Raw genomic sequence first — 23,665 nt, forward strand, 5'->3', positions numbered from 1 at the left:
GCTATCCGACAAGGCGAAGCACCTCAACCGGCCCCATGCGGCCCCACGAGTGCAATCACCGGCGCCAGCGTTTCGTCCTGCTTCTCCCGCGCCTGTATCCATTCCAGCAACTGCGTCTCCGGCATCGAGGCGGCGAACAGGTGGCCTTGCATCAGGTAGCAACCGAGGGTTTGCAGGCGTAGGCGTTGATGCGGGCTTTCCACGCCTTCGGCGATGACGTGCATGTTCAGTTGTTCGCCGAGGGAGAGGATGACCTTGATCAGGCGCTCGTCGCCGTCGTCGATCAGGTGGGTGAAGGATTTGTCCAGTTTCAGCGCGGACATCGGCAGGCGCTGCAGGCGTTGCAGGGAGGAGTAGCCGGTGCCGAAGTCGTCCAGGTGCAGTTTGAAGCCGGCGTCGACCAGGCTCCGGACCTGGTTCTGCAACAGTTCCAGGCTGTCGGCGAAGGCGCTCTCGGTCAGTTCGAAGTGAATGCTCTGGCGGGGCAGGCCCTGGCTGTCCACCAGCTCGCAGAGTTGCTCGACCAGATCGGCCTGGAGCAATTGCTTGACCGACAGGTTGATGTTCATGGACAGGCCGGGCAGTTGCTTGCGCAGGCGCGGCAGCGAGCCGATGGCGTTGCGCGCGATGTACAGGCCGAGCTCGCCGATCAGTCCCGCTTCTTCGGCGACGGGGATGAATTTCTCCGGCGAGCAGAAACCGTCGATATCGGGCCAGCGGGCCAGGGCCTCGACCATCACCACCTGGTCGTTGCTGCTGTCGATGATGGGTTGGAACCAGACTTCCAGTTGACCCATGGTCAGGGCGTGGCGCAGCCGCTGTTCGAGGAACATGCGTTCCTGCACCTGGGCGTGCATGTCTTCGGAGAAGATCACCTGACGGCTGCGGCCCAGGCGCTTGGCTTCGTACAGGGCGATGTCGGCGTGGCGCAGCAATTCTGCCTGGGGCGTGTTGCGCTCGGCATGGGCGATGCCGATGGAGCCGGTGATGGTCAGGCGGGTGCCGTTGAAGAATACCGGCAGGCTGATTTCTTCCAGCAGGCGCTCGGCGAAGGCGCCAATTCCCAGGTCGCCGTGGCGGACCAGGCTGAGCACGGCGAACTCGTCGCCGCCCATGCGCACCGCCGTGTCGCTGGCGCGCACCAGCGAGCGCAGGCGCAGGGCGATGGCGTCCAGCATGGCATCGCCAGCGGCGTGGCCGAGGCAGTCGTTGATCAGTTTGAAGTCGTCCAGGTCGATCAGATAGAACACCAGCGACTGTTCCGGGTCGCGGTTGCACAGCGCCTGATAGAGCTGCAGGCGTTCGCTGAGGAATTTGCGGTTGCCGAGCCCGGTCAGCGGGTCCTTGCGGGCCTCTTGGTAGAGGTGGCCATGGGCGGTCTGGACCTCGGCCATGAGTTCGTTCAAGGAGTGCGCCAGGACATCCAGTTCATCCCGGCCTCGCACCGGCCAGACGGCGGCGGGTCCTTCGCCGTGGCGCCGGGATTCCGCCAGGTGCGAGAAGTGGCTGAGGCGCTTGAGGATGAGGCGGTCGAGCAGCAGCGCCGCGGCCAGCGCGGCCAGCACCAGAATCAGCAGGGAGTTGGTGAGCAGCAGCAGGTCGCCGGCACGCTGCTGGGAAAGCAGGCTGGGCGGATGCTCGACGATCAGGCGCAGGTCGCTGCTGCCTTGCGAGTCCTGCAGGATCTGGGTGACGGTGAGGGACGCCTGTTCGTCGTCGGCAACGGGGGGCCGATGGGCATCGACCGGCTCAAGGCGGAAGGGGATCGGCGCCTGGCTGCCGAGGACGGAATCGGTGGCTCCCTGGAGCAGGCGGGCCATGACCAGCCAGCCGCGCCGGGGCTGGTGGCCGCTGTTGTCGTGGATCGGGCTGTAGACCAGCAAGGCCGGCGCGTTGCCGAGCCAGCGGAACAGGTAGCCGCCCTTGTCGCGCAGGTGCGGCGACAGGGCGTCATAGCCGGCACGGATGGCATCGATCCGCGTGCTGCCGGCGGGGGTCCGGGACACGCTCGTGCCGGCATGCGGGTCGACGCCGGAATGGAAATGCCCGCCGGCATCGAGGAATACCACCAGGTCGACGCGCAGATTGCCCAGGGATTCGGCGGTGAAATTGCTCGCCAGGTACGCCGGGTCGAGGTCCTGCATGTAGCCGTAGGTGTCGTCCCACAGGCTGTAGTCGAGGCCGCTGCTGAGCAGGGCCTGGGCGTCGGTGGCGAGGACCGCGCGGATGCGTTCCAGCTCGGCCTGGGCCTGGGCGGCTTCGAACTGTTGCAGGCTCTTGTGCAAAAGGCGCGAGGTCGTCAGGTAGCTGGCGAGGGCGAAGACGAACAGCAGCAGCAACAGATAGAACAGCGTGCGGGTGCGCAGGCTCTTGAAGTGCGAAAACATCGGCCCTCCGTGGCAGCCGGCCCGGACTGCTGTGCGACGAAAAAGACAAATGGCCGGCCTCCGAGAGCATCGGGAGAGCCTCGCAGGCAGTATAGCAATAGGCCATGGCGCTACGAGAACGCCGCGACTACCGGCTATTCCTGACGATTGGCGGTGCCGGAGACAACCTGATCGAGGCGACAAAAAAACGCTCTCAATTGAAACGTATTCGCATTATTATGTCGCTTTCGGCCTATGGCGCCCCGCCAGCATCGGCGAGGGGACAGCGCCATGCGACCGGGCTTCGGCATAGGAAACCTCACGTGACAACCCGCACCGCCCTCACACGACTGGATACGGCCGCCCGCATATTGGCCGCGCTCTTCGGGGGATACGCCGTGGTCTACGCGGCGACTGCCTTCCTCAGCGTCTACTTGCCCCTGGCGCGGGCGGACCGGGTGATTTTCGCCGGCCTCGCCTGCTTCATTCTCTATGCTGCCCTGTTCATCTACGCCTTCGCCGCGCGCAGCGCCCTGCGGGTCTGGCTGGTGTTCGTCGGGCTCGGTGTGATGTTTGGTTTGGCGGCCTTCCTGCCCAGCGAATTCGGGGTGCGTCCATGAGCCTGCGGCAAAGCATGAGCGGCCTGCACACCTGGGGCGGGTTGTTGCCGTCCTGGTTGCTCTTCGTGATTTTCTTCGCCGGCAGCCTGGCCTGTTTCGACAAGGAACTGGAGCGCTGGATGCGTCCGGCGCTGCACCAGCCCGGCGTGACCAGCCTGACGGCCGATCAGGTGCGCGACTGGCTGCACGAGCGCGCGCCCAACGCCCATGCCTGGTGGATGCGTCCGCCCAGCGAGCGCGAGCCGTTCTGGTGGGCCGGCTGGGAGCCGGAGGAGGGCGCCGAGTTCCAGCGTTTCGCCCTGGATGCGGCCACCGGCGAGGTGCTCACCGACACCGTCGGCGGCATGTTCTTCTTCACCCTGCACTATGAGCTGCACGCCGGCATGCCCGGCATGTACATCGTCGCTATCGCCGCGATGGCGATGCTGATCGCCCTGGTCAGCGGGGTGATCATCCACCGGCGCATCTTCAAGGATTTCTTCACCCTGCGCCCGGCCGCCAATGGCCAGCGGGCCTGGCTGGACGCACACAACCTGTTCGGTGTGCTGGGCCTGCCTTTCCACCTGCTGATCGCCTATACCGGGCTGGTGATTTTCGTCGTCTTCTATATGCCGGCGGGGCTGAAGGTGGCCTACCAGGACGACTTCGGTGCCCTGTTCCGCGAGTCCACCGGCTATTTCGAGCGCGGCGAGGTGGGCCGTCCGGCCGGGCCGCCAACCTCCCTCGATACGCTGCTGGCCGATGCACGCCAGCGTTGGGGCGGCGGCGAACCGGGCTGGATCAGCGTGCACTATCCCTACGACGAAGCGGCGGTAGTGGACTTGCGCAATTGGGTATCGAGCCGGGTCACCGACTTCCAGTGGACGCTCTCTTACGACGCGAGTAGCGGCGAGCTGTTGCACGAACAGAAGCCCTATGGCGCCGGCTACCAGGCCCAGTCCTGGCTGACCGGCCTGCACATGGCCCAGTTCGGAGGTACGCCGGTGCGTCTGTTGTACCTGCTGCTGGGGCTGGCCGGTTGCGCCATGCTGGTCGGCGGGCTGCGGGTCTGGCTGGCCAAACGCGAGGCGCGCGGCGGCTATGGCATCGTCCTGGTGCGTGCGCTCAACGGTGCGGTAATCGGCGGCCTGCCGTTGGCCAGCCTGGCGCTGTTGTGGGGTAACCGCCTGCTGCCAGCCGGTCTGGCCGAACGCTCGCGGGCCGAGGCGATGGTGTTCGTAGGCGCCTGGCTGCTGGTGGCGCTCTGGGCCGTGCTGCGCCAGGGCAGCGGCCGGTTGGGACGCGATCTGTACGGCGTCGGCGCGGTGTTGGCGCTGGGCCTGCCGCTGTTGAATGCGTTGACCTCTTCCCAGGGCCATCTGGGCGCGACCCTGGCGCGGGGAGACTGGGCGCTGGCGGGGATCGACCTGAGCCTGCTCGGTGTCGGTCTGTTTTGTGCGCTGTTGGGCTGGCGTCACCGCCAGCCGGGTGAGGTCCGCCAAGCCAGCCGTCGCGAATCCCGTCGTCTGGCCGAGGAGGGTGCCTGATGCTCTGGTTGAGTTTTGCCTTGGGCTACCTTGCGTTGACCGCGCTCTGCCTGGCCATGAACCGTCACCACAAGGCGCTGCTCGGTGGAGAGCCCGGCCCGGCGCGTCGACGGGCGCTGCGGGGATTCGCCGTGGGAGCGATCCTGCTGTCTCTGGTCCTCTGCGTGACGGCGCGTGGCGGCGAGATCGGCACGGTGATCTGGCTGTGCCAACTGATGGTGGCCGGCTGGCTGCTGGTAGGCCTGCTCGCCTGGCGCCAGCGCTGGGCCTTGTCCATGGCCGGGGTGTTGCCGCTCGGCGGTCTTCTGCTCGCGCTGTTCGGTTGAGTCAGTCGTTCAGGTAAGCGGCGCGAACAGCGCCGCCAAGTCTTCTTCGCTCAACTTGGTTTCGCCTTGGCCGCTGCCCGCCAGCACGCCCTGGGCCAGGCTGCGCTTGGCCTGTTGGAGCTGCTGGATTTTCTCTTCCACGCTGCCGCGGGCGATCAGCTTGTAGACGAACACTGGCTTGTCCTGGCCGATGCGGTAGGCGCGGTCGCTGGCCTGCGCTTCGGCGGCGGGGTTCCACCAGGGATCGAAGTGGATCACGGTATCGGCGGCGGTGAGGTTGAGGCCGGCGCCCCCGGCCTTCAGGCTGATCAGGAAGATTGGCAGCTTGCCGGCCTGGAATTCCCGCACCGGCGTGCCGCGGTCGCGGGTCGAGCCGGTGAGCAGGGCGTAGGGAATCTTGCGCTGTTTCAGCTCGGCCTCGATCAGCGCGAGCATGCCGGTGAACTGGGAGAACAGCAGCACGCGCCGCCCTTCGGCGAACAATTCTTCGAGCATTTCCAGCAGCGCGCTCAGCTTGCCCGAGTGCTCGCTGCGGTAGGTCTTGTCGTCCACCGGCTCCAGCAGGCGCAGATCGCAGCAGGCCTGGCGCAGGCGCAGCAGGGCCTCGAGGATGACGATCTGGCTGCGCGCCAGCCCCTGGCGCTGGATTTCGTCGCGGACCTTGCGGTCCATGGCCAGGCGCAGGGTCTCGTAGCGGTCGCGCTGGGCCTGGGTCAGTTCGACCCACTGGGTGATCTCGGTCTTCGGTGGCAGCTCGCGGGCGACTTCTTCCTTGGTCCGGCGCAACAGGAATGGCCGCACCCGTGCATTCAATTGGGACAGGCGGGCGGCGTCGGCCTGGCGCTCGATGGGGGTGCGGTAGTCCTGGCGGAAGCTCTCCTCGTTGCCGAGCCAGCCGGGCATGAGGAAGTGGAACAGCGACCAGAGTTCGCCCAGGTGGTTTTCCAGCGGTGTGCCGGTCAGGCACAGGCGCTGCGTGGCGTCCAGTTCGCGTGCGGCGACCGCGGCCTTGCTGCGGGCGTTCTTGATGTTCTGCGCCTCGTCGAGAATCAGCAGGTGGTAGCGCAGTTCGCTGTGCGCCTTGCTGTCTCGGGGCAGCAGGGCGTAGGTGGTGAGGATCAGGTCGAATTCGCCGAGGCGGGCGAAATCCGCCCGGCGCTTCGGGCCGTGCAGGGCCAGCACGCGCAGGTCGGGGGCGAAGCGGGCGGCTTCGTCCTGCCAGTTGGGGATCAGGCTGGTGGGCATGACGATCAGCGCCGGTGCGGTGAGCCGTCCGGCTTCCTTCTCGCAGAGGATGTGCGCAAGGGTCTGCAGGGTCTTGCCCAGGCCCATGTCGTCGGCCAGCACCCCACCGACGTCGAGGGCACGCAGCGCCTGCATCCAGGCCAGGCCCTGCAACTGGTAGGGGCGTAGTTCGGCGTGCAGGCCACGGGGAGCCTCCACGGGGCGCTGCGGCAGGTCGCGCAAGCCTTCGGCAAAGCGCCGCAGTCGCTCGGCGCCCTGCCATTCCAGCGGCAGCGCCGCTTCCAGGCCGGCCAGCCGCGCCGCATCCGGGGTTGCCAGGCGCAGGCGTTCGCCGAGGGATGCCGGCTCCTTGAAGTAGAGTTCGCCGAGGGTCGCCAGCAGCGGTTTGAGCCGGCCGAACGGCAGGGCGACGCGCTGCCCGCCCTGGGCCGGCGGCAGCGGGACCAGCAGCAATTCGTCGTCGCGTCGCCGGGCCAGGGCTTCGGGGGAGAGCAGCCAGGGCGTGTGGCGGATGGCATGCAGCAGGATCGGCAACAGGCTGATGCGCTGGCCGTTCACCTCGATGCCCATCTCCAGCTCGAACCATTCCTGGGTCGGCGATTCCTCGACGGTGGCGTACCAGCCGTCGACATCGGCCAGGTTGAAATGGAAGCCCGGCTGCATGTCGACCCGCCAGCCTGCGGCGCGTAGCGCAGGCAGATGTTCACGGACGAAGCCCAGCCAGGCGGTGTCGTCCGGCAGTTCCAGCATCTCGCCGGCCTGGGCCGGCAGCGCATCGCTCTGCCGCAGTGGCGGCTTGAAGCCGAGTCCGGCGAGGGTCTGGCGCAGGGCGTCTTCGGCCTTGGGCTGGCGGCGGATGCGCAGCCGCTCGCCGGGGCCGACCAGTTGCACGATGTCTTCGACGGGCCTGCCGGAGACCCGCCGCTCGCCATAGAGGAAGGCCAACGCGGCGCGGTGCTGCTGACGCTCGGCCATCTTGCCGGTGCGGGTGTCGTACTGCATGCGTGCGAGGCTGCCGAGGGTCAGCAGCGGCTGCGGTTGTACGTCGTCCACCACGCGTTCGACGGTCGGCGGGCCGGCCAGTTCGGGGTGTTTTTCCAAGGTCAGCAGGGCGGCGACCACATGCTTGCAATTGAAGCTCACCGGACAGGTGCAGCGCCCCTCGACGTTCAACTGGCCCGTGCGGGCCTGTTTCACCTGAATGGTCTGCCGGTAGCGACTGCCGCCCGAGCCCAGGCACTCGGCGAGCACCTGGCCGTCTTCGGCCTTGAGCAGGGTCGAGCGGCCTTGGCCGGCGTAGACCGTGCCGCGTGCCAGGCTGCCTTCGCTGAACGCGTGGGCCCAGTCCGCGCGGCGCAGGTGGCGGAGGTCCTGCGGCATCAGCGGGACCGCCCGGAAGGCGAAAGGCTGGCAAGAGTCGACATGTTCTGTGGTCACGGCCCGAAAAAGAGAAACCAGGAATTCTCTCACGAGCACGGAGGGCTTGGCAGCCCGCAGGGGCTGGACGGGTCACGCCGGACGGGTGACGCGCTACTCAGCCGCGCAATGCGGCGCGGTATTGCCCCGGTGTGCCGCCCAGGGCGGCACGGAAGCGGTTGCTGAAATGGCTGGCGTCGGTGAAGCCGCAGGCCAGGGCGATTTCGCCGAGGGGCAGTGTGGTGGTCCGCAGCAGTTGCCGGGCCCGTTCCAGGCGCCGGGCCAGGAGGTAGCGGTGCGGCGACACGCCGAAGCTTTCGCGGAACATGCGGGCGAAGTGGTACTCCGAGAGCGCGCAGAGCGAGGCGAGATGGCCGAGGGTCAGGGGCTCGGCCAGATGGGCGTCGATGTATTCGATCAGCCGCCGTCGCATGACCGGCGCCAGGCCGCCCTTGAGACGCAATCCTTCGCGCAGGCCGACCTGGGTCAGCAGGGCGTGGTCGATCATCTCGTGGGCGAGGCTGCTGGTCAGCAGGCGTTCGCCGGGCTCCTCCCAGTTCAGGCGGATCAACTGGCGGAAGCGCGCGGCCTGTTGCGGGTCGTCGAGGAAGGTGTACTCACGCAGTTGCAGCTCGCGGGGTTCTCGGTCGAGCAGGCCGACGGCACTGAGGGCGAAGCGCTCCGGGCTGACGTAGAGGTGGGCGAGGTGGATTTCGCCGTTGATCACCCAGGCCGACTGGTGTCCGGCGGGCAGTACGCAGAGCTTGTCCGGCGCACCCTTGCGCTGCGGCCGCTCGCGGCGGAAGGTGCCGGTGCCGCCTGCCAGGTAGCAGCTCAGGGTGTGGTGGCTCGGTGCTTCGTAGTCGCGGGCGTCGTGGTGGTTGTGCCAGAGCGCGCCGGCCAGCCCGTCGCCCAGCTCGGCGCAGCGCTCCAGACGGGCGTTGGGCGAGCTGCTCATGGCTTGAAATACCTGAATGTCTTCGAGCTGCGGCATGACTTTTCCTCCACCTCGAGCATGCTACGCCTCGGCGCGCCCGCTGCCAGCCCGTCGCGACGAATAAGCGCAAGTTCATACAAGCGGCGTTCGCTCCGGCCATCCCAGACTTGGCGGCATCCTGTCGGGAGCTGTCCACATGAACCTGTCGCTGTACCTGCTCACTGTGCTGATCTGGGGCACCACCTGGATCGCCATCACCCTGCAACTGGAGGTGGTCGCCATCCCGGCGTCCATTGCTTACCGCTTCGCCTTGGCCGCCGCCGTGCTGTTCGCCGGGCTGCTGCTGACGGGGCGCTTGCAGCGGCTCGACCGGCGCGTCCAGTGGATCTGCCTGGCCCAGGGGCTGTGCCTGTTCTGTGTCAATTTCATGTGTTTCTACAGTGCCAGCCAGTGGATTCCCAGCGGGCTGATCGCCGTGGTGTTCTCCACCGCGACCCTGTGGAACGCGCTCAACGCCTGGATTTTCTTCGGCCAGCGAATCGCCGCCAACGTGCTGGCTGGCGGCGCGCTCGGGCTGTGCGGGTTGGGGCTGCTGTTCTGGCCGGAACTGGCCGGCCACGACGCCAGCCGCGAGACGCTATACGGGCTCGGCCTGGCGCTGCTCGGCACCCTGTGTTTCTCCGCCGGCAATATGCTTTCCAGCCTGCAGCAGAAGGCTGGCTTCAAGCCGCTGACCACCAACGCCTGGGGTATGTTCTACGGGGCGCTGATGCTGACCGGCTACTGCCTGCTCAGTGGCACGCCGTTCGCCTTCGACGGGAGCCTGCGCTACGTCGGCTCGTTGCTGTATCTCGCCATTCCCGGTTCGGTGATTGGCTTCACCGCCTACCTCACCCTGGTGGGGCGGATGGGGCCCGAGCGGGCGGCCTACTGCACGGTGCTGTTCCCGGTGGTGGCGCTGAACGTGTCGGCCTTCGCCGAAGGCTATCAGTGGACGCTGCCGGCGCTGTTCGGGCTGGTGCTGGTGATGCTGGGCAACCTGCTGGTGTTCCGGCCACGGCGGGAGCCGCAGCCGGTACTGGCGGCGCGCTGATCAGTTGGCGTTTTGGCGCTGGGCGTGGGTCGCGGTCTCTTCGTCGAGGATCGCCCGGATACGCTGGGTCAGGTCGTTGTAGCCGGTGTAGCGCTGGCCATAGCCGAGATTGAAGGCGTAGTCGAAGTCCGGCGGGTTGCGGCCCTGGTTGTGCTGCATGATGGTTTCCAGCTTGTCCAGCGCCTTGGCCAGCCGGGCTTCGGGCGAGCGCGCCTCGGAGTAGTCGTCCCAGAGGTCGAGGATCTTCGCCCGTTGCGCGTCGGGCAAAGGTTGCAGCAGGGTGAGCAGGTCTTCGCGTTCCTGGGCGGCCTTGTCCGGCAGGCCGACCTGGTGAATGGCGGGGATGTCGCCGCTGATGGCCTCGCCCAGGTCATGGATGATGCAGATTTTCACCAGCCTGGCGAAGTCGATCTCGGGGAAGCCGTCTTCCAGCATCATCGCCATCAGGCATAGCCGCCAACTGTGTTCGGCGGTGCTTTCCGGGCGTCCCTGGGAGGTGTGCGAACTGCGCAGCACATTCTTCAATTGCTCGGCCTGCTTGAGAAAACCGAGAATGCCGTCCAATGCTTCGCTGTTCATGTCGATCGGCTCCGCGTCGAAAAGTGAGGCGCCTATGGTAAGCCAAGGGCCGAGAAGAATGCCTGTCACCCGTCCATTTCGCCAAGGGGGCACCCATGTTCGCCGTGACGCCCGAACCGCCGTACTACGCAGTGATCTTCACTTCCACCCGCACCGACGGCGATAACGGTTACGCCGAGATGGCCGGGCGCATGGTCGAACTGGCCGCCGAACAGCCGGGGTTCCTCGGCGTGGAATCGGCGCGCGAGGCGATCGGCATCACCGTCTCCTACTGGCGTGACCTGGAAAGCATCGCCGCGTGGAAACGCAACGCCGAACACCGCGAAGCCCAACGCCTCGGCCGCTCGCAGTGGTACGCCGGTTTCCGGCTGCGGATCGCGAAGGTGGAGCGGGAGTATGGGATGGGCTGATGCGCCGCTGGGCGAATGAATTAGCCTCTACAAGTCGTATTACACCGAACCCGCTTTTCGCAGGAGCCAGCTCTGCTGGCGAAGCTTTTATGTGATCCCATTCGCGAGCAGAGCTCGCTCCTACAAGGAAAGCCCGGACCTCGTCGTAAGGGGCGAATTCATTCGCGATGGACCGGAAGACCGCCCGCGGTGCCACGTTGGCGTAGCGACGTCGGGACGTGACGACGGCCAGGCGGCGAGGTGCTGCACAGGCTGTCCGGCAGGGGATGGGCGGTGACCAGCAGCATTTCACCAAGGGGCTCCCTGCCCAGGCACGAAGCCCGGATTGTGCGTGGGAGTCGCCCCGTTGGCCCGCCGGCGGTCAGTGGCGGCCGGCCAGCAGCGCCTTGGCCCATTCCACCAGGCGGCCGATCTCCCGGCACACCTGTTCCGCCGTAACGGTCTGGCGTGGCAGGGTGAGGAAGGCGAAGTACAGGCCGGAACCAGCATCGAGACCTGCACCGGGCTCTTGGCCGCGCAGTGGATTGAGGGCGGCGCGCAGAATCCGCTGGGGCAGGGCTTCGGGGGTGTCCGCCAAGGCCGGGTCCAGGCCGGCGATCAGCAGCACGCGCTCCGAAGGACGGTCGTAACGCAGCAGCACCGGATACTGCTCGTCGACGAGCAGGGGGTATTCCTGGGCGGTTGTAAGCCCGGTGGTGTCCATGTCCATTTTGTGCAGGACCTCGATGAACAGCCGATGGATGAACGGGTCGCTCATGATCGATCTCCAGGCAGGTATCAGCGGTTGCCTTCGCGCTGGTACTTCCGGAAAGCCTCCTGCGCGATGGCCTCGCTGGGGGTTTCACCGTGGTAGGCGGCGCGGTCCTCTTCTTCCTTCATGAAATCATCGAAAGTCAGCTTGGGTTCCGATGGCTCCTGCCGGGTGTTGCTGACAGTTGGGCGCGAAGCGACCGTGCGCTGCGGTTTTTCCATTTCCAGCGAGCCTGGCTGGGTGTCGTAGGCCCAGCGGGCATTACCCGAGTACGGCACCTCGTTGTGGTAGTCCGCACGGGCTTGCTCGTCACGGATGAATTCACTCATATCGCGACGCGGCACCTGGACTTCGGCCGGTTGCTGGCGGATTGTCGGCGGACGGCGTTGCGGGCGGGAAGCCGGTATTTCTTCGGGGCCCTGTGACTGTCGTTTCAGGTACTCATCGTACGCATCCTGAGCCTTATCCCGATCGAAATATTCGTGGAATTGATCTGCCCGATCCTGCTCGAAACGGATGAAGTCATCGATGGTCAGTTGGGTGGGCGTGCTTGGCCGAGGCGCCGGTCGTGGCGCCGTGTGCGCAGGAGAGTTCTGCAAGGGGTGCGGACGTTCCCCTGGCCTGGCCATGGGTGACGAGGTTTGTGGCCGCGGCTTGGCCGCGGGCGCGTCGAGGGACGCCGTGAAGCGATCCAGCAACTGGTTCCGCCTGTTGGCGTCGCGGGTTTGCATGATGTCGTGCAGCTTGCCGAGCAACTGATCGGCGTGCGCCTGCGGCAATGTCCGGGACTTGGCATCCAGCCGTTCCATGGCTTCGATGGGTTTCTTCCAGTCGGTGGGGGGCAGGCGTTCGATCTGGCTGAGAATGCCGGCGCGCAAAATCTTGCCCTGAGCCGGAGCGGCGGTTGGCTGGGGCTCGGGATGGATGCGGTTGTCGGCCCGCCCGCCTGCTCTCCGCGGGCCGGCGGGGGCCGGCATCGGTTCGCTGTGCCCAGGTCCCCATGCCTTGCTGTTGAGAACTTCGGCGATGCGTTCGCTACGCGACGAAAGAGTTCCCTCCGACAGCCGATGGCTGAACATTTCGCCAGCCGCCTTGAAGAAGCGCCCCGGCGAAAGGGTCGGGCGATTGTCGCGATGAACCTTGAATTCGCCGGTTGGGGAGACCTGCACCCGATACGAGGTGCCGTCCACCGTGAGCTTGCCCTGGCGGGCCAATGCATGGAGGTCGACTGAGGTGTACTTGATCGCGTCGACACTGGAAAAGTGAAAGGACGGGTCGTTCTTGATCATGGAAAACCGCCAAGGGACGAGCGACACCGGGATGATGTCGTCGTCCCTTGAGTGGCTGGGCGAGGTGGGTGAGTTCCCGGTCCCGCTCCTCAGAGCGAAGCGTCCAGGCCGAAACGCTTCTTCAACACGATGTCCAGCAAGCCTTTCGGCAGCCATCGTGCCAGCAGCGGCAAGGCCCGGCTGCCGTTGCCGAGGCGCAGCAGTCGGGGAGGCCGCGGGCGCTGGACGGCGGCGAGCAGGTCGCGGGCGAAGCTGTCGGCGGGGGTGGGGTTGTCCTGCGAGGCTTTGGCGCGGGCGCGAATGCCGTCGCGGATCGGCCACCAGGGCGAATGTTCGTCGATCAGCCGCTCGGCTTCGCGACTGGCGTTGGCGCCGAAGTGCGAGGCGATGGCGCCGGGTTGGACCTCCATCACCTGGATGCCGAACGGTGCCAGCTCCAGGCGCAGGGCATCGGACAGCGCATGGACGGCGGCCTTGGACGCGCAGTAGGCGCCGGCGAAAGGCGTGACCAGCACACCCGAAACGCTGCCGATATTCACCACCAGGCCCTCGCTGGCGCGCAGCAGCGGGAAGCAGGCGCGGGTCAGGCCGATGGGGGCGAAGACGTTGGTCTCGAACTGCTGGCGCAGGGCATCGACGCCACCGTCGAGCAACGGGCCCATGGCACCGTAGCCGGCATTGTTGATCAGCACGTCGAGGCGTCCAGCTTCTTCTGCCAGCCGCTTGGCGAGCCGGGTCACCGCCTCGGCGTCGTTGACGTCCAGCGGTACCGCGACGAAGCCGGCTTCGGTCAGGGCGGCGAGGTCTTCGTCGCGGCGTGCGCTGGCCCAGACCCGGTAGCCGGCGGCGTGGAAGGTTTCGGCGAGGGCCCGGCCGATGCCGCTGGAGCAGCCGGTGATCAGCACGACGGATGACATCTCTGTGTTCCTTTTGTCGAGGCGCCCGGATGGGCGGCGTGCGCATCGAACCCTACAGGGCTCGCCGTCCGCCGGGCAACTCAGTCGGTGAACCGGCCCTGCAGACGCTCGGCGCGGAATTCCAGGGTGCTGGCGCGGTAACCGGGGCGCAGGGGCGGCAGCGGCAGGCAGTCCTGCCAGGCGTCGTTGGGCAGCAGCTCGCCCGGGCCCCGGTAGCGCGGGCTGTCGTACAGGTTTTCGGCGAGGTTGACGCTGTCGCCCGGCGCATAGGCGGCGACCCGCCAGCGCAGCTCGCTCAGGGCGGCATCGCTGCCGTTCTTCAGCTCGACGCTCAGCGGACGGTCTCCCGGGCAGCGTCGGGGATCGTAATGCAGGCGCAGCTCCAGGCGCGCCAGCCGGTGCTCCTCGCGTTGCTCCTGCCAGATCACCCAACTGGCCAGCACCGCCAGCCCGAGCAGGGCGGCGAGGGAAACCGGCAAGGCCTTGACCGGGTAGCGCAGCAGCAGAACCAGCCAAGTCAGTACGAGCAGGGCACCGATCAGCATGGGCGATTCCTGTCGAGGTCGGGACGGGTCCGATCCAGCTTACAGGATGTCCCGACAGGGGCCGAGCGTTGCGAAATGTCAAAACCCGGAACCGCCGCACCCTGGGGGCGTGAACCATTGAGAAGAGAATCAACTAATCACTAGTAAAATACATGCCGCCAATCAGCGACGAGGACACACATGGCTGATCTCATCAGGGAAGGTGATTCCACTTTCAACGACCCCAAGACCATTACCGACCTGGCCGTGCTGGCTTCTCTGGCACGCGAAGGCCTGCTCGGCGGACCGCTCGATATCTATGTCGGCGAACCGTCGGAAACCCTGACCCGGGTGGAGCTGAACCGCCTGCTGGGCAGTACGCGCTGGAGCGAGAAGGGTGATCGCTTCATTCGGATCGCCCGGCGAGCCAATGGAGCGATGTTCTGCCTCTGGCTCTATCCCGGCCTGCGGGGGCGCCCCCCCGTCGTGTTCTTCGGCGGCGACGGCGAGCTGCACCTGGTATCGGCCAACACCACGGATTTCCTGCATCAGTTGTCGTCCGGCTATCTCTACTGGCGTGGGCACTGGATCGTGCCGACGGATGGCGATGCCGTGCGGTTCGACTGGCAGGCTTTGCAAGTGGCGGTCAACGAGCGGCTCGGCGTCGATCGCAGCGATCCCAATGTGCTGACGACCAAGGCGGAACGCCGCAGCCCGGCGTTCCGTGCCTGGGCTACGGCGCGCCGGCTGAAGGTGCGGCGGGAAGCCGAGGGCGACGGCACAAAGAAGTCCCAACTGTTGATTGCCCTGACCAAGTTCATTGGCGGAACCACGATTCGATAAGACGCCACTCAAAGGGAGTGCCCGTCTTTCCGGGCGTTCTCTTTGTTGAAGGCGCCAGCCCATGATTTCACCTCTTGCCCTCTATCACCGAACCCATATCTCTGAGCCGGCCGGGTCAGCAGCGGAGAAGCAGTTCTCGATCCATGGGAGCGATCAAGAACCAACGGCTCCAGATCTTCGCGAAGTATCGCCAGGATCGCTCGAGCGGTTTTCTGCATCCCTGCGTCGCGAAATGACGGGGCGTAATAGCGCGTGGTCCGATCTGGTCGCCATGGCCAAATGCAGTTTCACCCATCCGTTCGACCAGTACGAATTCAAGAAGGTGCTGTTCAAGAAAAGCCCTGAAATCAAGGCCGCCATGGATAAACCCGAAAGCGGACTGTGTTTTGGCCTCTCCTTGTCCTGGTGCCAACAACGCTTGCAGGGAAAAACCGACAAAGCATTCTTCACCGAGCTGCCTCAATGGAAAGACAACAGTCTTTTCCTGCGTAGCCTGGCGTTGCAGTCCATCGAGCAATTGCGTCATCCCGGAGGGTTGGATAAGGACGTCGAGCGCTGCGCAGCATTGGCGGGATTGGAGTGTGTGGCAGTCGACTCCAAGCAAACCGTGCATCGCATAGCGTGCCGCCTGGAAAAGCCGTTTGCCGAGCGATTGGATGCCCTGTTGGGGGACGACGCGCAGCCACGCTGCCTTCTGCTGATGACCGATCGTCACGCTCTGGCGCTGTTCAAAGACCAGGACCGGCAACTGCATTTCTTCGATCCCAACTGTGGTGTCATCAGTAGTACGCATGACAACAAACTGAACATGTACCTCCTCATCCATTCGATGCTCGAGGCCGGAGATGACCTATGGAACGACAAGCATCGACGTACGCCTCGTTTTCTGATGGCCGCCGAGTTGCAGCTACCCGCTCGCCAGGAGGGCGTCCGACCGTTGCACACCTTGGGCCTGTCGCAGGCATCTACGAGCCGGTCCTGACAGGAGACGAAATCCACGTCCATAAAAAAGGGTGCGCCTCGGCGCACCCTGAAGGTTGGCTGACGCCCTCTTCGCGAAGAGGGCAGGGGATCGGTCAGCCGGCGATGGTCTTGGTCTTGACGCCCGCGTCGGTACGGCCGTAGACGTCTTCCAGGCGCTCGATGTCGTCCTCGCCCAGGTAGCTGCCGGACTGCACCTCGATGATTTCCAGCGGGATCTTGCCCGGATTGGCCAGGCGGTGTACCGCGGTGATCGGGATGTAGGTCGACTGGTTCTCGGTGAGCAGGAAGGTCTTGTCGTTGCAGGTCACCTGGGCGGTGCCGGACACCACGATCCAGTGTTCGGCGCGATGGTGGTGCATCTGCAGCGACAGGCTGGCGCCCGGCTTCACGGTGATGTGCTTGACCTGGAAGCGGCCGCCCATGTCCACCGAGTCGTAGGAGCCCCAGGGGCGGTAGACGGCGCAGTGGTTCTGGGTTTCCGGACGCTCTTTCTCGTCCAGGGTCTTGACCAGTTTCTTGACGTCCTGCACGTGGTCCTTGTGAGCGACCATCATGGCGTCCTTGGTCTCGACCACTACTACGTCTTCCAGACCGAGCACGGTGACCAGCTTGCCGTTGCCGTGGACCAGGCTGTTGCGGGTGTTATGCAGCACCACGTCGCCCTTGACTACGTTGCCGTCTTCGTCCTTGTCGTGCACGTCCCAGATCGAGGACCAACTGCCGACGTCGTTCCAGCCGGCGGACAGCGGCACCACGCAGGCGTGCTCGGTCTTTTCCATCACGGCGTAGTCGATGGAGTTGTCCGGGCAGCAGGCGAAGGTGGCCGGGTCGATCTTCACTTCGTCGCCTTCCACCTTGCTGCGCTCCAGGGCGAGCATGCAGGTGTCGTAGATATCGGCGTCGTACTTCTTCAGTTCTTCGAGGAAGCGACTGGCGCGGAACAGGAACATGCCGCTGTTCCAGAAGTAATCGCCGGATTCGACGAAGGCCTTGGCGCGCTGCTCGTCCGGCTTCTCGACGAACTGCATGACGCGGTTGACGCCTTCCGGCAGACCGTCGCGCTCGCTCAGGTCGCACTTGATGTAGCCGTAGCCGGTTTCCGGGCGCAGGGCGGGGATGCCGAACAGCACCATTTCGCCACGCTCGGCAGCGGTGGCGGCGACAGCCAGGGCGCGCTGGAAGGACTTCTGGTCTTCCAGTACGTGGTCGGCCGGGAGGACCAGCAGCAGTTCGTCGCGGCCTTCGGCGACCAGCTTCATGGCGGCGATGGCCACGGCCGGCGCGGTATTGCGGCCGAAGGGTTCGAACAGCATGCCCTGGACGTTAAGGTTCAGCGCGGAAAGCTGCTCCTTGACGATAAAACGATGCTCCTGGTTGCACACCACGAGAGGGGCCTGCATGCCCTCGAAGGAGAGGCGCTGCAGGGTCTGTTGGAACAGGGTCTCTTCGCCGGTCAACGCAAGGAACTGCTTGGGGAACAGCTTGCGCGACAGGGGCCAGAGACGGGAGCCGCTACCACCTGACAAGATTACCGGAATCATAGTTTCTCTCCTGGAATACCTAAGGTTGTCTTTTCTTATGCTTGTCCATGCACGGAGCCTCCGTGCGGTGTGCCGCGCCCGGTACGGCGCGGCACGGTTGCTCAATCACTGACCGGGCGGGTGACCCAGACAGGGGAGTAGTTGCCGTTCGAACCGGTGACGAAGAGGCACACGGTTTCGCCACGGGTCAAGGTGACCGGCTTGAGGTCGCCGACCTTGCGGTCGCCATCGAACAGGGCGAGGCTGACCTTGACCGGGTTGATTTCGCGGTCGCCGTGGGCCGACGGCGCGACGGTCTTGACCACTTCGGTCTTGCCGTCGGCGGTCTTCAGCGTCAGCGGGCTGTCGGTCAGGTTCTGCACGCGGACCAGGGCCTTCTGCTTGTTCTTGAACGGTGGTTCTTCCACCAGCTTGGGTGCGCCGTTGGGCAGATGGACCAGGGTGTAGTAGTGGTCGCTCTCCAGGGTCACCGGCAGGCTCTGGGAGCCGACCTGGGCGGTGTAGTTGCCCTTGGGCATGAAGCCGAAGTCGCTGCTGCCGAGCGGGGCGATGTCGTTCATCTTGACCGTGCCGACAGTCGCGCTGACTTCCTGGTTGGTGGCGTTGTAGAGGCGGATGAAGGTCGAGCCCTTCGGTGCCACGGGGCCGTACAGGGCACCATCGCCGGCATGGGCCTGGATGGCCAGGAGGCCGAATACCAGGGCACAGGTGTGGGCGATCCAGCGCGGGGTTTTAGTCAGTCGAGTCATTCTGTAATACCTCCATGAGGGACTTTTGTGATGTAGAGCTTCAGCCCCATCAGGGCGTAGCGGTTTTTCCGGCCGTACTGGCCAGGCTCTCTGCAGTGCCGGCTTTCTTCAGCTCGGCAATCCAGGACGGGTCGAAATCGCTCAGGTCGTTCTGCATCGGCAGGTAGCGCTCGGGGAATTCCCAAACCACCACCTGCGGCGGCGCGGATTTGAATTCCTCGCTCTGCAGGAACTTGAGCATCGGCAACAGCGGGCCACGGCCATCCTCGGCGTGGTTGACCAGGTCGCTGGCCAGGGACTGGCGCAGGGCGCCGGGGAAGTTCCAGCGCTCGTTGGCGCTGTAGCTGGTGCCCACCAGGGCGACCGGCACTTCGGTGTCGGCGAACAGGGCGTCGCCGCCGGCTTCGCCGTCGTTGGCCGGGTGGGTGCTGCGCTGCTGGAGCTTGTCCGCGGGCGGCAGCAGGTCGCTGAACAACGGATCGAGCGGCAGGAAGTTGAGCAGGTCGCCCTTGTGCGGCTTGATCTCCCCGGTTTCGGTGACGAACTGCTGCGGTTCGCTGCTCAGCAGGGCATCGCCGCGAATGGTGCGGCCGAGGGTCTGGGCGACCACTTCGGCGCCCATCGGGGTCCAGTGGGTATCGGTGCGCAGGAACACTTCGCCGTTGCTCTTGGCCTGCTCCAGCGGCTTCAGCAGGTCGGGGGCGAGAATCCCGGCGCGCTCGGCGGCGGCGTGGAAGTCCTCGTAAAGCCGGGTGCGCATGGCGACCGGCTGGGTTTCGTCGAGGTATTCCGGGTACAGGCGGCTCTTGGCCGGCACTATGGCCAGTACCAGCTTGATGTTCTGCCGGGCGAGCTGGTCGCGCACGCCGCGGACCAGGGCCAGGTTGTCCGCGATGTTCTGTTCGCCATTGACCACCGGCTTGAACTCTTCATCGCTGAACAGCCAGTCGTTGCGGCCGACGATCACACCGGGACGGCCTTCGCCGAACAGCAGGTAATCCAGCGCGGCCCAGACGTTGGTGCCCAGGCGCTTGACCGGGAATTCCTTGTCGTAGTGGCTTTCCACCGCTTTCGCCCACTTGCCGTCGAGCACGCTGGTGTCTGGCGGCAGGGTGACGCTCAGCAGGTTGCGCGCCGACCAGACAAAGAGCAGCGCGAGTACGGCCAGGAAGAGCGCGACGTAGAGTTTGCGTAACTGACGAGTCATGGTTGGCCTCGCTCAGAACTGGAAGTAGAGGAAGGGGGAATAGCTCTGCGCCGACAGCTTCAACACCGAGGCACAGAACAGCAGGAGGATTGCGGCGCGCACAAAATAGCGCGGCAGGGCGGCTGTCCAGGACGGACGCTGCACCAGCATGCCGGACGGGGTCACCTCGAAGCTCGCGGCATCGCCGGGGACCGCCTTGATCATGCGCGGCTGGTCGCTGGCCGGGCCGTCGGCGTCGGTCTTCGGCGCTTTCGGCGACAGCGGGTTGCGGTAGAACTGGCGCAGGCCGCAGAAGGCGAGGGTGACGTAGGCGACCACCAGGGTGGCGACCTGCAGTTCGGTCAGGTTGGCGCGGCCCAGCTCGGAGAGCTGCCAGCCATCGAAACTGAACATGGCTTCATACATGCGCCAGGCGACGTGCACGTTCTCAGCGCGGAAGATCACCCAGCCCAGCATCACCAGGAAGAAGGTGAAGGCCCATTTCAGCGGGTTGATCACCTTGGGCGCGGCGTTGACGCCGAGGGCGCGCTCGATCGCCAGCCAGGTGCCGTGCCAGGCGCCCCAGATGATGAAGGTCCAGTTGGCGCCGTGCCAGAAACCACCCAGCAGCATGGTCAGGAACAGGTTGCGGTAGGTCTTGAAGGTGCCGTGGCGGTTACCGCCCAGGGGCACGTACAGGTAGTCGCGCAGCCAGGTGGACAGGCTGATGTGCCAGCGCCGCCAGAACTCGGTGATGGACTGGCTGATGTACGGCTGGTTGAAGTTCTCCATGAAGCGGAAGCCCATCATCAGGCCGAGGCCGATGGCCATGTCGCTGTAGCCGGAGAAGTCGAAGTAGAGCTGCGCGGTGTAGGCCAGCATGCCCAGCCAGGCATCGCCTGTGCTCGGGTTCTGCAAGGCGAAGCAGTGGTCCACCAGCGGCGCCAGGGTGTCGGCGATGAACACTTTCTTGACGAAGCCCTGCATGAAGCGGGTGGCCCCTTCGGAGAACTTGTCCACGCTGTGGGTGCGGCTGATGAACTGGTCGGCCAAGTCCTTGTAGCGCAGCACCGGGCCGGCGATCAGTTGCGGGAACAGGGCGATGAACGCCGCGAAGTTGACGACGTTCTCGGTCGGCTCGGTATCGCCGCGGTACACGTCGATCAGGTAGCTGATCGATTGGAAGATGTAGAACGAGATGCCGATCGGCAGGATCACCTGGGTGAGCACGAACGGCTCTATCCCGGCTGCCTGGAGCACCGCGTTGATGTTGGCCACGCCGAAGTTGGCGTACTTGAAGTAGCCCAGGGTGGCGAGGTTGCCGACGACGCCCCAGAGCACCCAGCGCTGGGCGTCCTTGCTGCGGGTGCCGGCGCGGTGGATGCGCAGGCCGAACACGTAGTTCCACAGGGTGACGGCGACGAACAGCAGCAGGAAGTCGACTCGCCACCAGGCGTAGAAGGCGTAGCTGCCAATCAGGATCAACAGGTTCCGGTAACGCGGTGCGCTCAGATAATAGAGACTGAGAAACACCGGCAGAAACAGAAACAGGAAAACGTTCGAAGAGAAGACCATTAACCGTGTCTCGCTAAAAGCACTCGATTCAGGTCCTACGGACCCGGCCATTTCCCTCCCCCGGTAACGCAAAAAACTCGTTTCGGCCCGACCGCGTCTGACGCGCGGTTCGGACATCCCTGCCTCTCGCGGGAGGCTCGGGCGGGGCGGCGGCTCTGTTGGCCTGCCTGCCCCGGTGCGCCTGCGGCGCGTTTGATCTGCGTATCCTTCGCCCTACCGGCGCTACGACTTCTCCTCTGTCCGGCGGTTGAACACCCGGGTCACGTCGCCCCCCAGGCGGAATGTCTTGAACGGCTCCATCGATTCCTTCCAGGCGAGGACGGAGGGGGAGCAGCTGTAGAGCGCGCAGTAGGGTTCCAGCCAGGAGTACTTGGCGTCCTTCTTCAGGTCTTCCATGTCCTGCTTCTTGCGCGTCTTCTCGGCGAACTGGTCGGGATCGTCGACGCCGGCCAGCACCCGCTCGGCCAGGCGCCGCAGCGCGCCGTTGTTCTCGTTGCGCAGGTCGACGCCGTTCACCTGGGCGAAGGCGGCGATCATCGCCAGCGGCGGCAGGCTGTAGTTGTGGTAGGCCAGCGCACGCTGTTCGCGTTTCAGTTCGTTGGGCAGGTAGCCCTTGTCGTCGACCTGGTTGGCGGCGACGCGGAACTGCTGTACGGACCAGTCGAACAGGTCGCGGCGGTCGATCGCCACGGCGGTGGCCATCACCGACCAGGCGGCCCAGTACGAGTGGTTGTTGATCTTCTTCAGCGGCAGGCCGCTCCAGTCGCGCACCACCTGGTCGGCCAGCTTGCCGAACCAGGATTCGATGACCCGGGTCTGCTCGCCGTAGGGTTGCAGCGGACGCGAATCGGAGAACTTCAGCCGCAGGTAGGCGCCCGACAGGCTGCCCAGCGCCCATTTGCGCATGGACTTGCCGGTGTGGTTGAACTCGGTGGAGAGCAGCGCATCGGCCTTGGCCCAGGTGGTGAGCCACTGCAGCGCGCAGTCGAGCTGCTGCGGGTGGCCGTCGCGCATGTAGTGCATGACCAGCTTGTTGAAATCCTTCTCCAGCGCGGTGATGTCTTCGGTCTGGCTGCGGAAGGTCTTTTCCGCCGCGACGTTCAGCGTGGCGCGCGCTTTGTCCGATCCCTGGTACTTGCTGGTGAATTCCAGTTTGCCGGTGTACGGCGTGGGAGCAGCCGGGCAGGCGTCGGGTTCACCCTTGCGGGTTTCCACCGGCGCGTAGTAGCCCAGCGGCGGCCGCAGGGCGGCCTGCGCGGCGTCGGCCAGCAGCAGGGCGCCGAGCAGGCAGGACAGGGTGGTCAGCTTGAACGTCGGCATAGGCACCTCAGGAGCCCGCCCCGTTCTGGGCGGTGAGCTTGTTCGGACCGGGGCCGCGCTTGCAGACCCGGGTCTCGACTTCAACCGGCTCCGTCATGCCTTCCGGCGACTGGATTTCGAGGGCGAAGAAGTCCATGTCGCCCCAGTCCTCGTCGTCGCGCATCTCGAAGGCGAAGCGGCCATCGGTGTCGTAGGTGTTGGGTTTTTCGATCTTCAGCTTCTCGCGGCGTCCGCTGAGGTACCAGAGGGTGGCCTCGAGGGTCTTCACCGACGGATCGCTGAAGCGGATATCCATCAAGTGGCTCTTGTTCGGCAGCGTTACCAGCGAATTGTTCTTGCCGTTGACCAGCACTTCGTTGGCGCCGGGGCGCAGCTTGGTCTTGCTGGCCAGCAGCACGTCCTTCTGGTCGCAGCCGTCTTCCAGCACGGCCATCATCTGCCGGTGGATCTTCTTCGAAGCCAGGTCGTAGAGCGGGGAGAATTCCCAGATCAGGACTTTGGGCGGGTTGTCATGGAATTCCTGGCTGCCCAGGTACTCGATCATCGAGCCTTCCAGACCGCCGCCGGGGAAGGCGACGTTGAGGATTTCGGAGCCGATGTTCTCTTCGAGGAAGCCGGCGAAGTTGTAGTTCTTGCCGCTATGGCTGGTGCCGACCAGCGCGATCTGCGGGTTCGATGAATCGCCGAACAGATCGTCGCTGCTGCTCTCGTCCTTGGGCTCGGTGGCGAACTGGTCCATGTACTGGATGGCATAGCTGGTGCCGCACAACTGGCCGGCGACGTTCTGCATGGTGCCGCGCTTGCCCATGCGGCCGATCTTGCGGCTGACGAATTCCTTCTTCGGCAGGTCGTCGTAGCCGGGAATCTGCTTGACCGTCTCGGCCACGACGCGCGCGGTACGCTCGGCACCGTAGGGCGTCCAGTGCTGGTCGCGGGCGAAATAGAAGGCGCGCTCGTTGTCCGCCTGTTCGTCGGTCAGCGGCGAGAGGTCGGGCACCCAGAAACCGATCTCGCGGAAGCGGTCCAGAGCCGCGCGGTAGTTCTTCAGCGCACGGTCATAGTCGAAGCGGGCCTTGTCTTCCGGGCGCAGCTTGTCGCGGTTCACCAGGCCGCGGGTGGGCTGGTAGACCAGCACCACTTCGATGCCGCGGGCCTTGAAGGCGTCGCGCAGCTCCTTGAGCATGCGGTAGCCCTCCGGCGTGGTGCCGAACTCGGTGCGCAGGTCTTCCTGGGTACGGAACAGCCATTCGTCCTGCGCATCGATCAGTGTCAGGAAGTTCTTCATGTAATTGGTGGTGTACAGGCTGGCGTCATGCGCCGCCGGGCACAGGGTGCAGCAGCCTTCGGCCTTGAACACCGGTCCCTGGCTCTGCTCTTCGGCGCGCAGCCCGATGCTGGCCAGGCAGATCGCGGCGGCCAGGGAAGAGAGACCGATCCATTTCATGTCGCGTACTTTCATGGGTAACAA

Annotated in this window: 21 protein-coding genes; 7 read left to right on the forward strand and 14 right to left on the reverse strand. The window is 65.4% G+C overall.

The window, feature by feature from the left end:
• Positions 1–23: 23 nt before the first annotated feature.
• Positions 24–2,387: a bifunctional diguanylate cyclase/phosphodiesterase gene (locus BZL41_RS19740; RefSeq protein ID WP_095600870.1), complete on the reverse strand. Its 2,364-nt coding sequence runs from the start codon at positions 2,385–2,387 to the stop codon at positions 24–26.
• Between the two features lie 302 nt (positions 2,388–2,689).
• Between BZL41_RS19740 and BZL41_RS19745 the strand changes: the two genes are divergently transcribed.
• The 3 genes from BZL41_RS19745 to BZL41_RS19755 are packed head-to-tail and all read left to right on the forward strand — an operon-like array spanning position 2,690 to position 4,838.
• The gene (locus BZL41_RS19745) at positions 2,690–2,986 is read left to right on the forward strand and encodes a DUF3649 domain-containing protein (protein ID WP_095600871.1); all 297 of its coding nucleotides are present in this window, start codon (positions 2,690–2,692) and stop codon (positions 2,984–2,986) included.
• Positions 2,983–4,512, forward strand: coding sequence for a PepSY domain-containing protein (locus tag BZL41_RS19750; RefSeq protein WP_095600872.1), 1,530 nt, complete (start codon positions 2,983–2,985; stop codon positions 4,510–4,512). The genes BZL41_RS19745 and BZL41_RS19750 overlap by 4 nt, the downstream gene beginning before the upstream one ends.
• Positions 4,512–4,838 (forward strand): DUF3325 domain-containing protein, encoded by a 327-nt coding sequence (locus BZL41_RS19755; protein WP_095600873.1) that lies wholly within the window; start codon positions 4,512–4,514, stop codon positions 4,836–4,838. Before BZL41_RS19750 ends, BZL41_RS19755 begins: the two co-directional genes overlap by 1 nt.
• A 9-nt stretch (positions 4,839–4,847) precedes the next feature.
• Here BZL41_RS19755 and BZL41_RS19760 read toward each other — a convergent pair whose 3' ends face one another.
• Positions 4,848–7,463: a DEAD/DEAH box helicase gene (locus BZL41_RS19760; protein ID WP_095600874.1), complete on the reverse strand. Its 2,616-nt coding sequence runs from the start codon at positions 7,461–7,463 to the stop codon at positions 4,848–4,850.
• A gap of 154 nt (positions 7,464–7,617) precedes the next feature.
• Positions 7,618–8,493 (reverse strand): helix-turn-helix domain-containing protein, encoded by an 876-nt coding sequence (locus tag BZL41_RS19765; RefSeq protein ID WP_095600875.1) that lies wholly within the window; start codon positions 8,491–8,493, stop codon positions 7,618–7,620.
• A gap of 139 nt (positions 8,494–8,632) precedes the next feature.
• On the opposite strand from BZL41_RS19765, the gene BZL41_RS19770 reads away from it, so the two are divergent.
• The gene (locus tag BZL41_RS19770; protein ID WP_095600876.1) at positions 8,633–9,529 is read left to right on the forward strand and encodes a DMT family transporter; all 897 of its coding nucleotides are present in this window, start codon (positions 8,633–8,635) and stop codon (positions 9,527–9,529) included.
• Here the strand turns inward: BZL41_RS19770 and BZL41_RS19775 are convergent, their stop codons facing one another.
• Entirely contained in the window at positions 9,530–10,108 is a 579-nt protein-coding gene (locus BZL41_RS19775; protein ID WP_095600877.1) for an HD family hydrolase, read from the reverse strand.
• 95 nt (positions 10,109–10,203) lie between these two features.
• Here BZL41_RS19775 and BZL41_RS19780 point away from each other — a divergent pair, with 95 nt between their 5' ends.
• Positions 10,204–10,518: an antibiotic biosynthesis monooxygenase gene (locus BZL41_RS19780; RefSeq protein WP_095600878.1), complete on the forward strand. Its 315-nt coding sequence runs from the start codon at positions 10,204–10,206 to the stop codon at positions 10,516–10,518.
• A gap of 361 nt (positions 10,519–10,879) precedes the next feature.
• On the opposite strand, the gene BZL41_RS19785 is transcribed toward BZL41_RS19780, so the two are convergent.
• The 4 genes from BZL41_RS19785 to BZL41_RS19800 form a co-directional block, all read right to left on the reverse strand.
• Positions 10,880–11,275 carry a hypothetical protein gene (locus BZL41_RS19785; protein ID WP_095600879.1) on the reverse strand — a complete coding sequence of 132 codons (396 nt, stop codon included), beginning with the start codon at positions 11,273–11,275 and terminating at the stop codon, positions 10,880–10,882.
• Positions 11,276–11,295: 20 nt separating this feature from the next.
• The gene (locus BZL41_RS19790; protein WP_143518127.1) at positions 11,296–12,714 is read right to left on the reverse strand and encodes a hypothetical protein; all 1,419 of its coding nucleotides are present in this window, start codon (positions 12,712–12,714) and stop codon (positions 11,296–11,298) included.
• Entirely contained in the window at positions 12,648–13,475 is an 828-nt protein-coding gene (locus tag BZL41_RS19795; RefSeq protein ID WP_095600881.1) for an SDR family oxidoreductase, read from the reverse strand. Before BZL41_RS19795 ends, BZL41_RS19790 begins: the two co-directional genes overlap by 67 nt.
• Before the next feature lie 80 nt (positions 13,476–13,555).
• Entirely contained in the window at positions 13,556–14,020 is a 465-nt protein-coding gene (locus BZL41_RS19800) for a multidrug transporter (protein WP_095600882.1), read from the reverse strand.
• Between the two features lie 180 nt (positions 14,021–14,200).
• Here BZL41_RS19800 and BZL41_RS19805 point away from each other — a divergent pair, with 180 nt between their 5' ends.
• Both BZL41_RS19805 and BZL41_RS19810 read left to right on the forward strand, forming a co-directional pair.
• On the forward strand, positions 14,201–14,842 hold the full coding sequence (locus BZL41_RS19805; protein ID WP_095600883.1) for a hypothetical protein: 642 nt from the start codon (positions 14,201–14,203) through the stop codon (positions 14,840–14,842).
• A gap of 61 nt (positions 14,843–14,903) precedes the next feature.
• On the forward strand, positions 14,904–15,824 hold the full coding sequence (locus BZL41_RS19810; protein ID WP_095600884.1) for a YopT-type cysteine protease domain-containing protein: 921 nt from the start codon (positions 14,904–14,906) through the stop codon (positions 15,822–15,824).
• A 94-nt stretch (positions 15,825–15,918) separates the two neighbouring features.
• Here BZL41_RS19810 and BZL41_RS19815 read toward each other — a convergent pair whose 3' ends face one another.
• From BZL41_RS19815 to BZL41_RS19840, 6 genes are all read right to left on the reverse strand, one after another.
• Positions 15,919–17,367, reverse strand: coding sequence for a mannose-1-phosphate guanylyltransferase/mannose-6-phosphate isomerase (locus BZL41_RS19815; RefSeq protein ID WP_095600885.1), 1,449 nt, complete (start codon positions 17,365–17,367; stop codon positions 15,919–15,921).
• 101 nt (positions 17,368–17,468) lie between these two features.
• A complete protein-coding gene (locus BZL41_RS19820; protein ID WP_095600886.1) occupies positions 17,469–18,116 on the reverse strand; it encodes an alginate O-acetyltransferase AlgF in 648 nt (215 codons plus the stop codon).
• 49 nt (positions 18,117–18,165) lie between these two features.
• Positions 18,166–19,323, reverse strand: coding sequence for an alginate O-acetyltransferase (locus BZL41_RS19825; RefSeq protein ID WP_095600887.1), 1,158 nt, complete (start codon positions 19,321–19,323; stop codon positions 18,166–18,168).
• A gap of 12 nt (positions 19,324–19,335) precedes the next feature.
• On the reverse strand, positions 19,336–20,877 hold the full coding sequence (locus BZL41_RS19830; protein WP_095600888.1) for an MBOAT family protein: 1,542 nt from the start codon (positions 20,875–20,877) through the stop codon (positions 19,336–19,338).
• Positions 20,878–21,099: 222 nt separating this feature from the next.
• The gene (locus BZL41_RS19835) at positions 21,100–22,197 is read right to left on the reverse strand and encodes a mannuronate-specific alginate lyase (RefSeq protein WP_095600889.1); all 1,098 of its coding nucleotides are present in this window, start codon (positions 22,195–22,197) and stop codon (positions 21,100–21,102) included.
• A 7-nt stretch (positions 22,198–22,204) separates the two neighbouring features.
• A complete protein-coding gene (locus BZL41_RS19840) occupies positions 22,205–23,656 on the reverse strand; it encodes an alginate O-acetyltransferase (RefSeq protein ID WP_095600890.1) in 1,452 nt (483 codons plus the stop codon).
• Between the last annotated feature and the right edge of the window lie 9 nt (positions 23,657–23,665).

Origin of the sequence: Pseudomonas sp. PIC25, assembly GCF_002286785.1 — a bacterium.
Classification (GTDB): domain Bacteria; phylum Pseudomonadota; class Gammaproteobacteria; order Pseudomonadales; family Pseudomonadaceae; genus Pseudomonas_M.

Bases quoted from the DNA above. Each gene is read 5' to 3' on its own strand.
- BZL41_RS19770 (WP_095600876.1), top strand. From the start codon at position 8,633: ATGAACCTGTCGCTGTACCTGCTCACTGTGCTGATCTGGGGCACCACC.
- BZL41_RS19780 (WP_095600878.1), top strand. From the start codon at position 10,204: ATGTTCGCCGTGACGCCCGAACCGCCGTACTACGCAGTGATCTTCACT.
- BZL41_RS19790 (WP_143518127.1), bottom strand. From the start codon at position 12,714: ATGGCTGCCGAAAGGCTTGCTGGACATCGTGTTGAAGAAGCGTTTCGG.
- BZL41_RS19750 (WP_095600872.1), top strand. From the start codon at position 2,983: ATGAGCCTGCGGCAAAGCATGAGCGGCCTGCACACCTGGGGCGGGTTG.
- BZL41_RS19830 (WP_095600888.1), bottom strand. From the start codon at position 20,877: ATGGTCTTCTCTTCGAACGTTTTCCTGTTTCTGTTTCTGCCGGTGTTT.
- BZL41_RS19825 (WP_095600887.1), bottom strand. From the start codon at position 19,323: ATGACTCGTCAGTTACGCAAACTCTACGTCGCGCTCTTCCTGGCCGTA.
- BZL41_RS19815 (WP_095600885.1), bottom strand. From the start codon at position 17,367: ATGATTCCGGTAATCTTGTCAGGTGGTAGCGGCTCCCGTCTCTGGCCC.
- BZL41_RS19820 (WP_095600886.1), bottom strand. From the start codon at position 18,116: ATGACTCGACTGACTAAAACCCCGCGCTGGATCGCCCACACCTGTGCC.
- BZL41_RS19760 (WP_095600874.1), bottom strand. From the start codon at position 7,463: ATGCCGCAGGACCTCCGCCACCTGCGCCGCGCGGACTGGGCCCACGCG.
- BZL41_RS19810 (WP_095600884.1), top strand. From the start codon at position 14,904: ATGATTTCACCTCTTGCCCTCTATCACCGAACCCATATCTCTGAGCCG.
- BZL41_RS19765 (WP_095600875.1), bottom strand. From the start codon at position 8,493: ATGCCGCAGCTCGAAGACATTCAGGTATTTCAAGCCATGAGCAGCTCG.
- BZL41_RS19840 (WP_095600890.1), bottom strand. From the start codon at position 23,656: ATGAAAGTACGCGACATGAAATGGATCGGTCTCTCTTCCCTGGCCGCC.
- BZL41_RS19795 (WP_095600881.1), bottom strand. From the start codon at position 13,475: ATGTCATCCGTCGTGCTGATCACCGGCTGCTCCAGCGGCATCGGCCGG.
- BZL41_RS19800 (WP_095600882.1), bottom strand. From the start codon at position 14,020: ATGCTGATCGGTGCCCTGCTCGTACTGACTTGGCTGGTTCTGCTGCTG.
- BZL41_RS19755 (WP_095600873.1), top strand. From the start codon at position 4,512: ATGCTCTGGTTGAGTTTTGCCTTGGGCTACCTTGCGTTGACCGCGCTC.
- BZL41_RS19805 (WP_095600883.1), top strand. From the start codon at position 14,201: ATGGCTGATCTCATCAGGGAAGGTGATTCCACTTTCAACGACCCCAAG.
- BZL41_RS19740 (WP_095600870.1), bottom strand. From the start codon at position 2,387: ATGTTTTCGCACTTCAAGAGCCTGCGCACCCGCACGCTGTTCTATCTG.
- BZL41_RS19835 (WP_095600889.1), bottom strand. From the start codon at position 22,197: ATGCCGACGTTCAAGCTGACCACCCTGTCCTGCCTGCTCGGCGCCCTG.
- BZL41_RS19775 (WP_095600877.1), bottom strand. From the start codon at position 10,108: ATGAACAGCGAAGCATTGGACGGCATTCTCGGTTTTCTCAAGCAGGCC.
- BZL41_RS19785 (WP_095600879.1), bottom strand. From the start codon at position 11,275: ATGAGCGACCCGTTCATCCATCGGCTGTTCATCGAGGTCCTGCACAAA.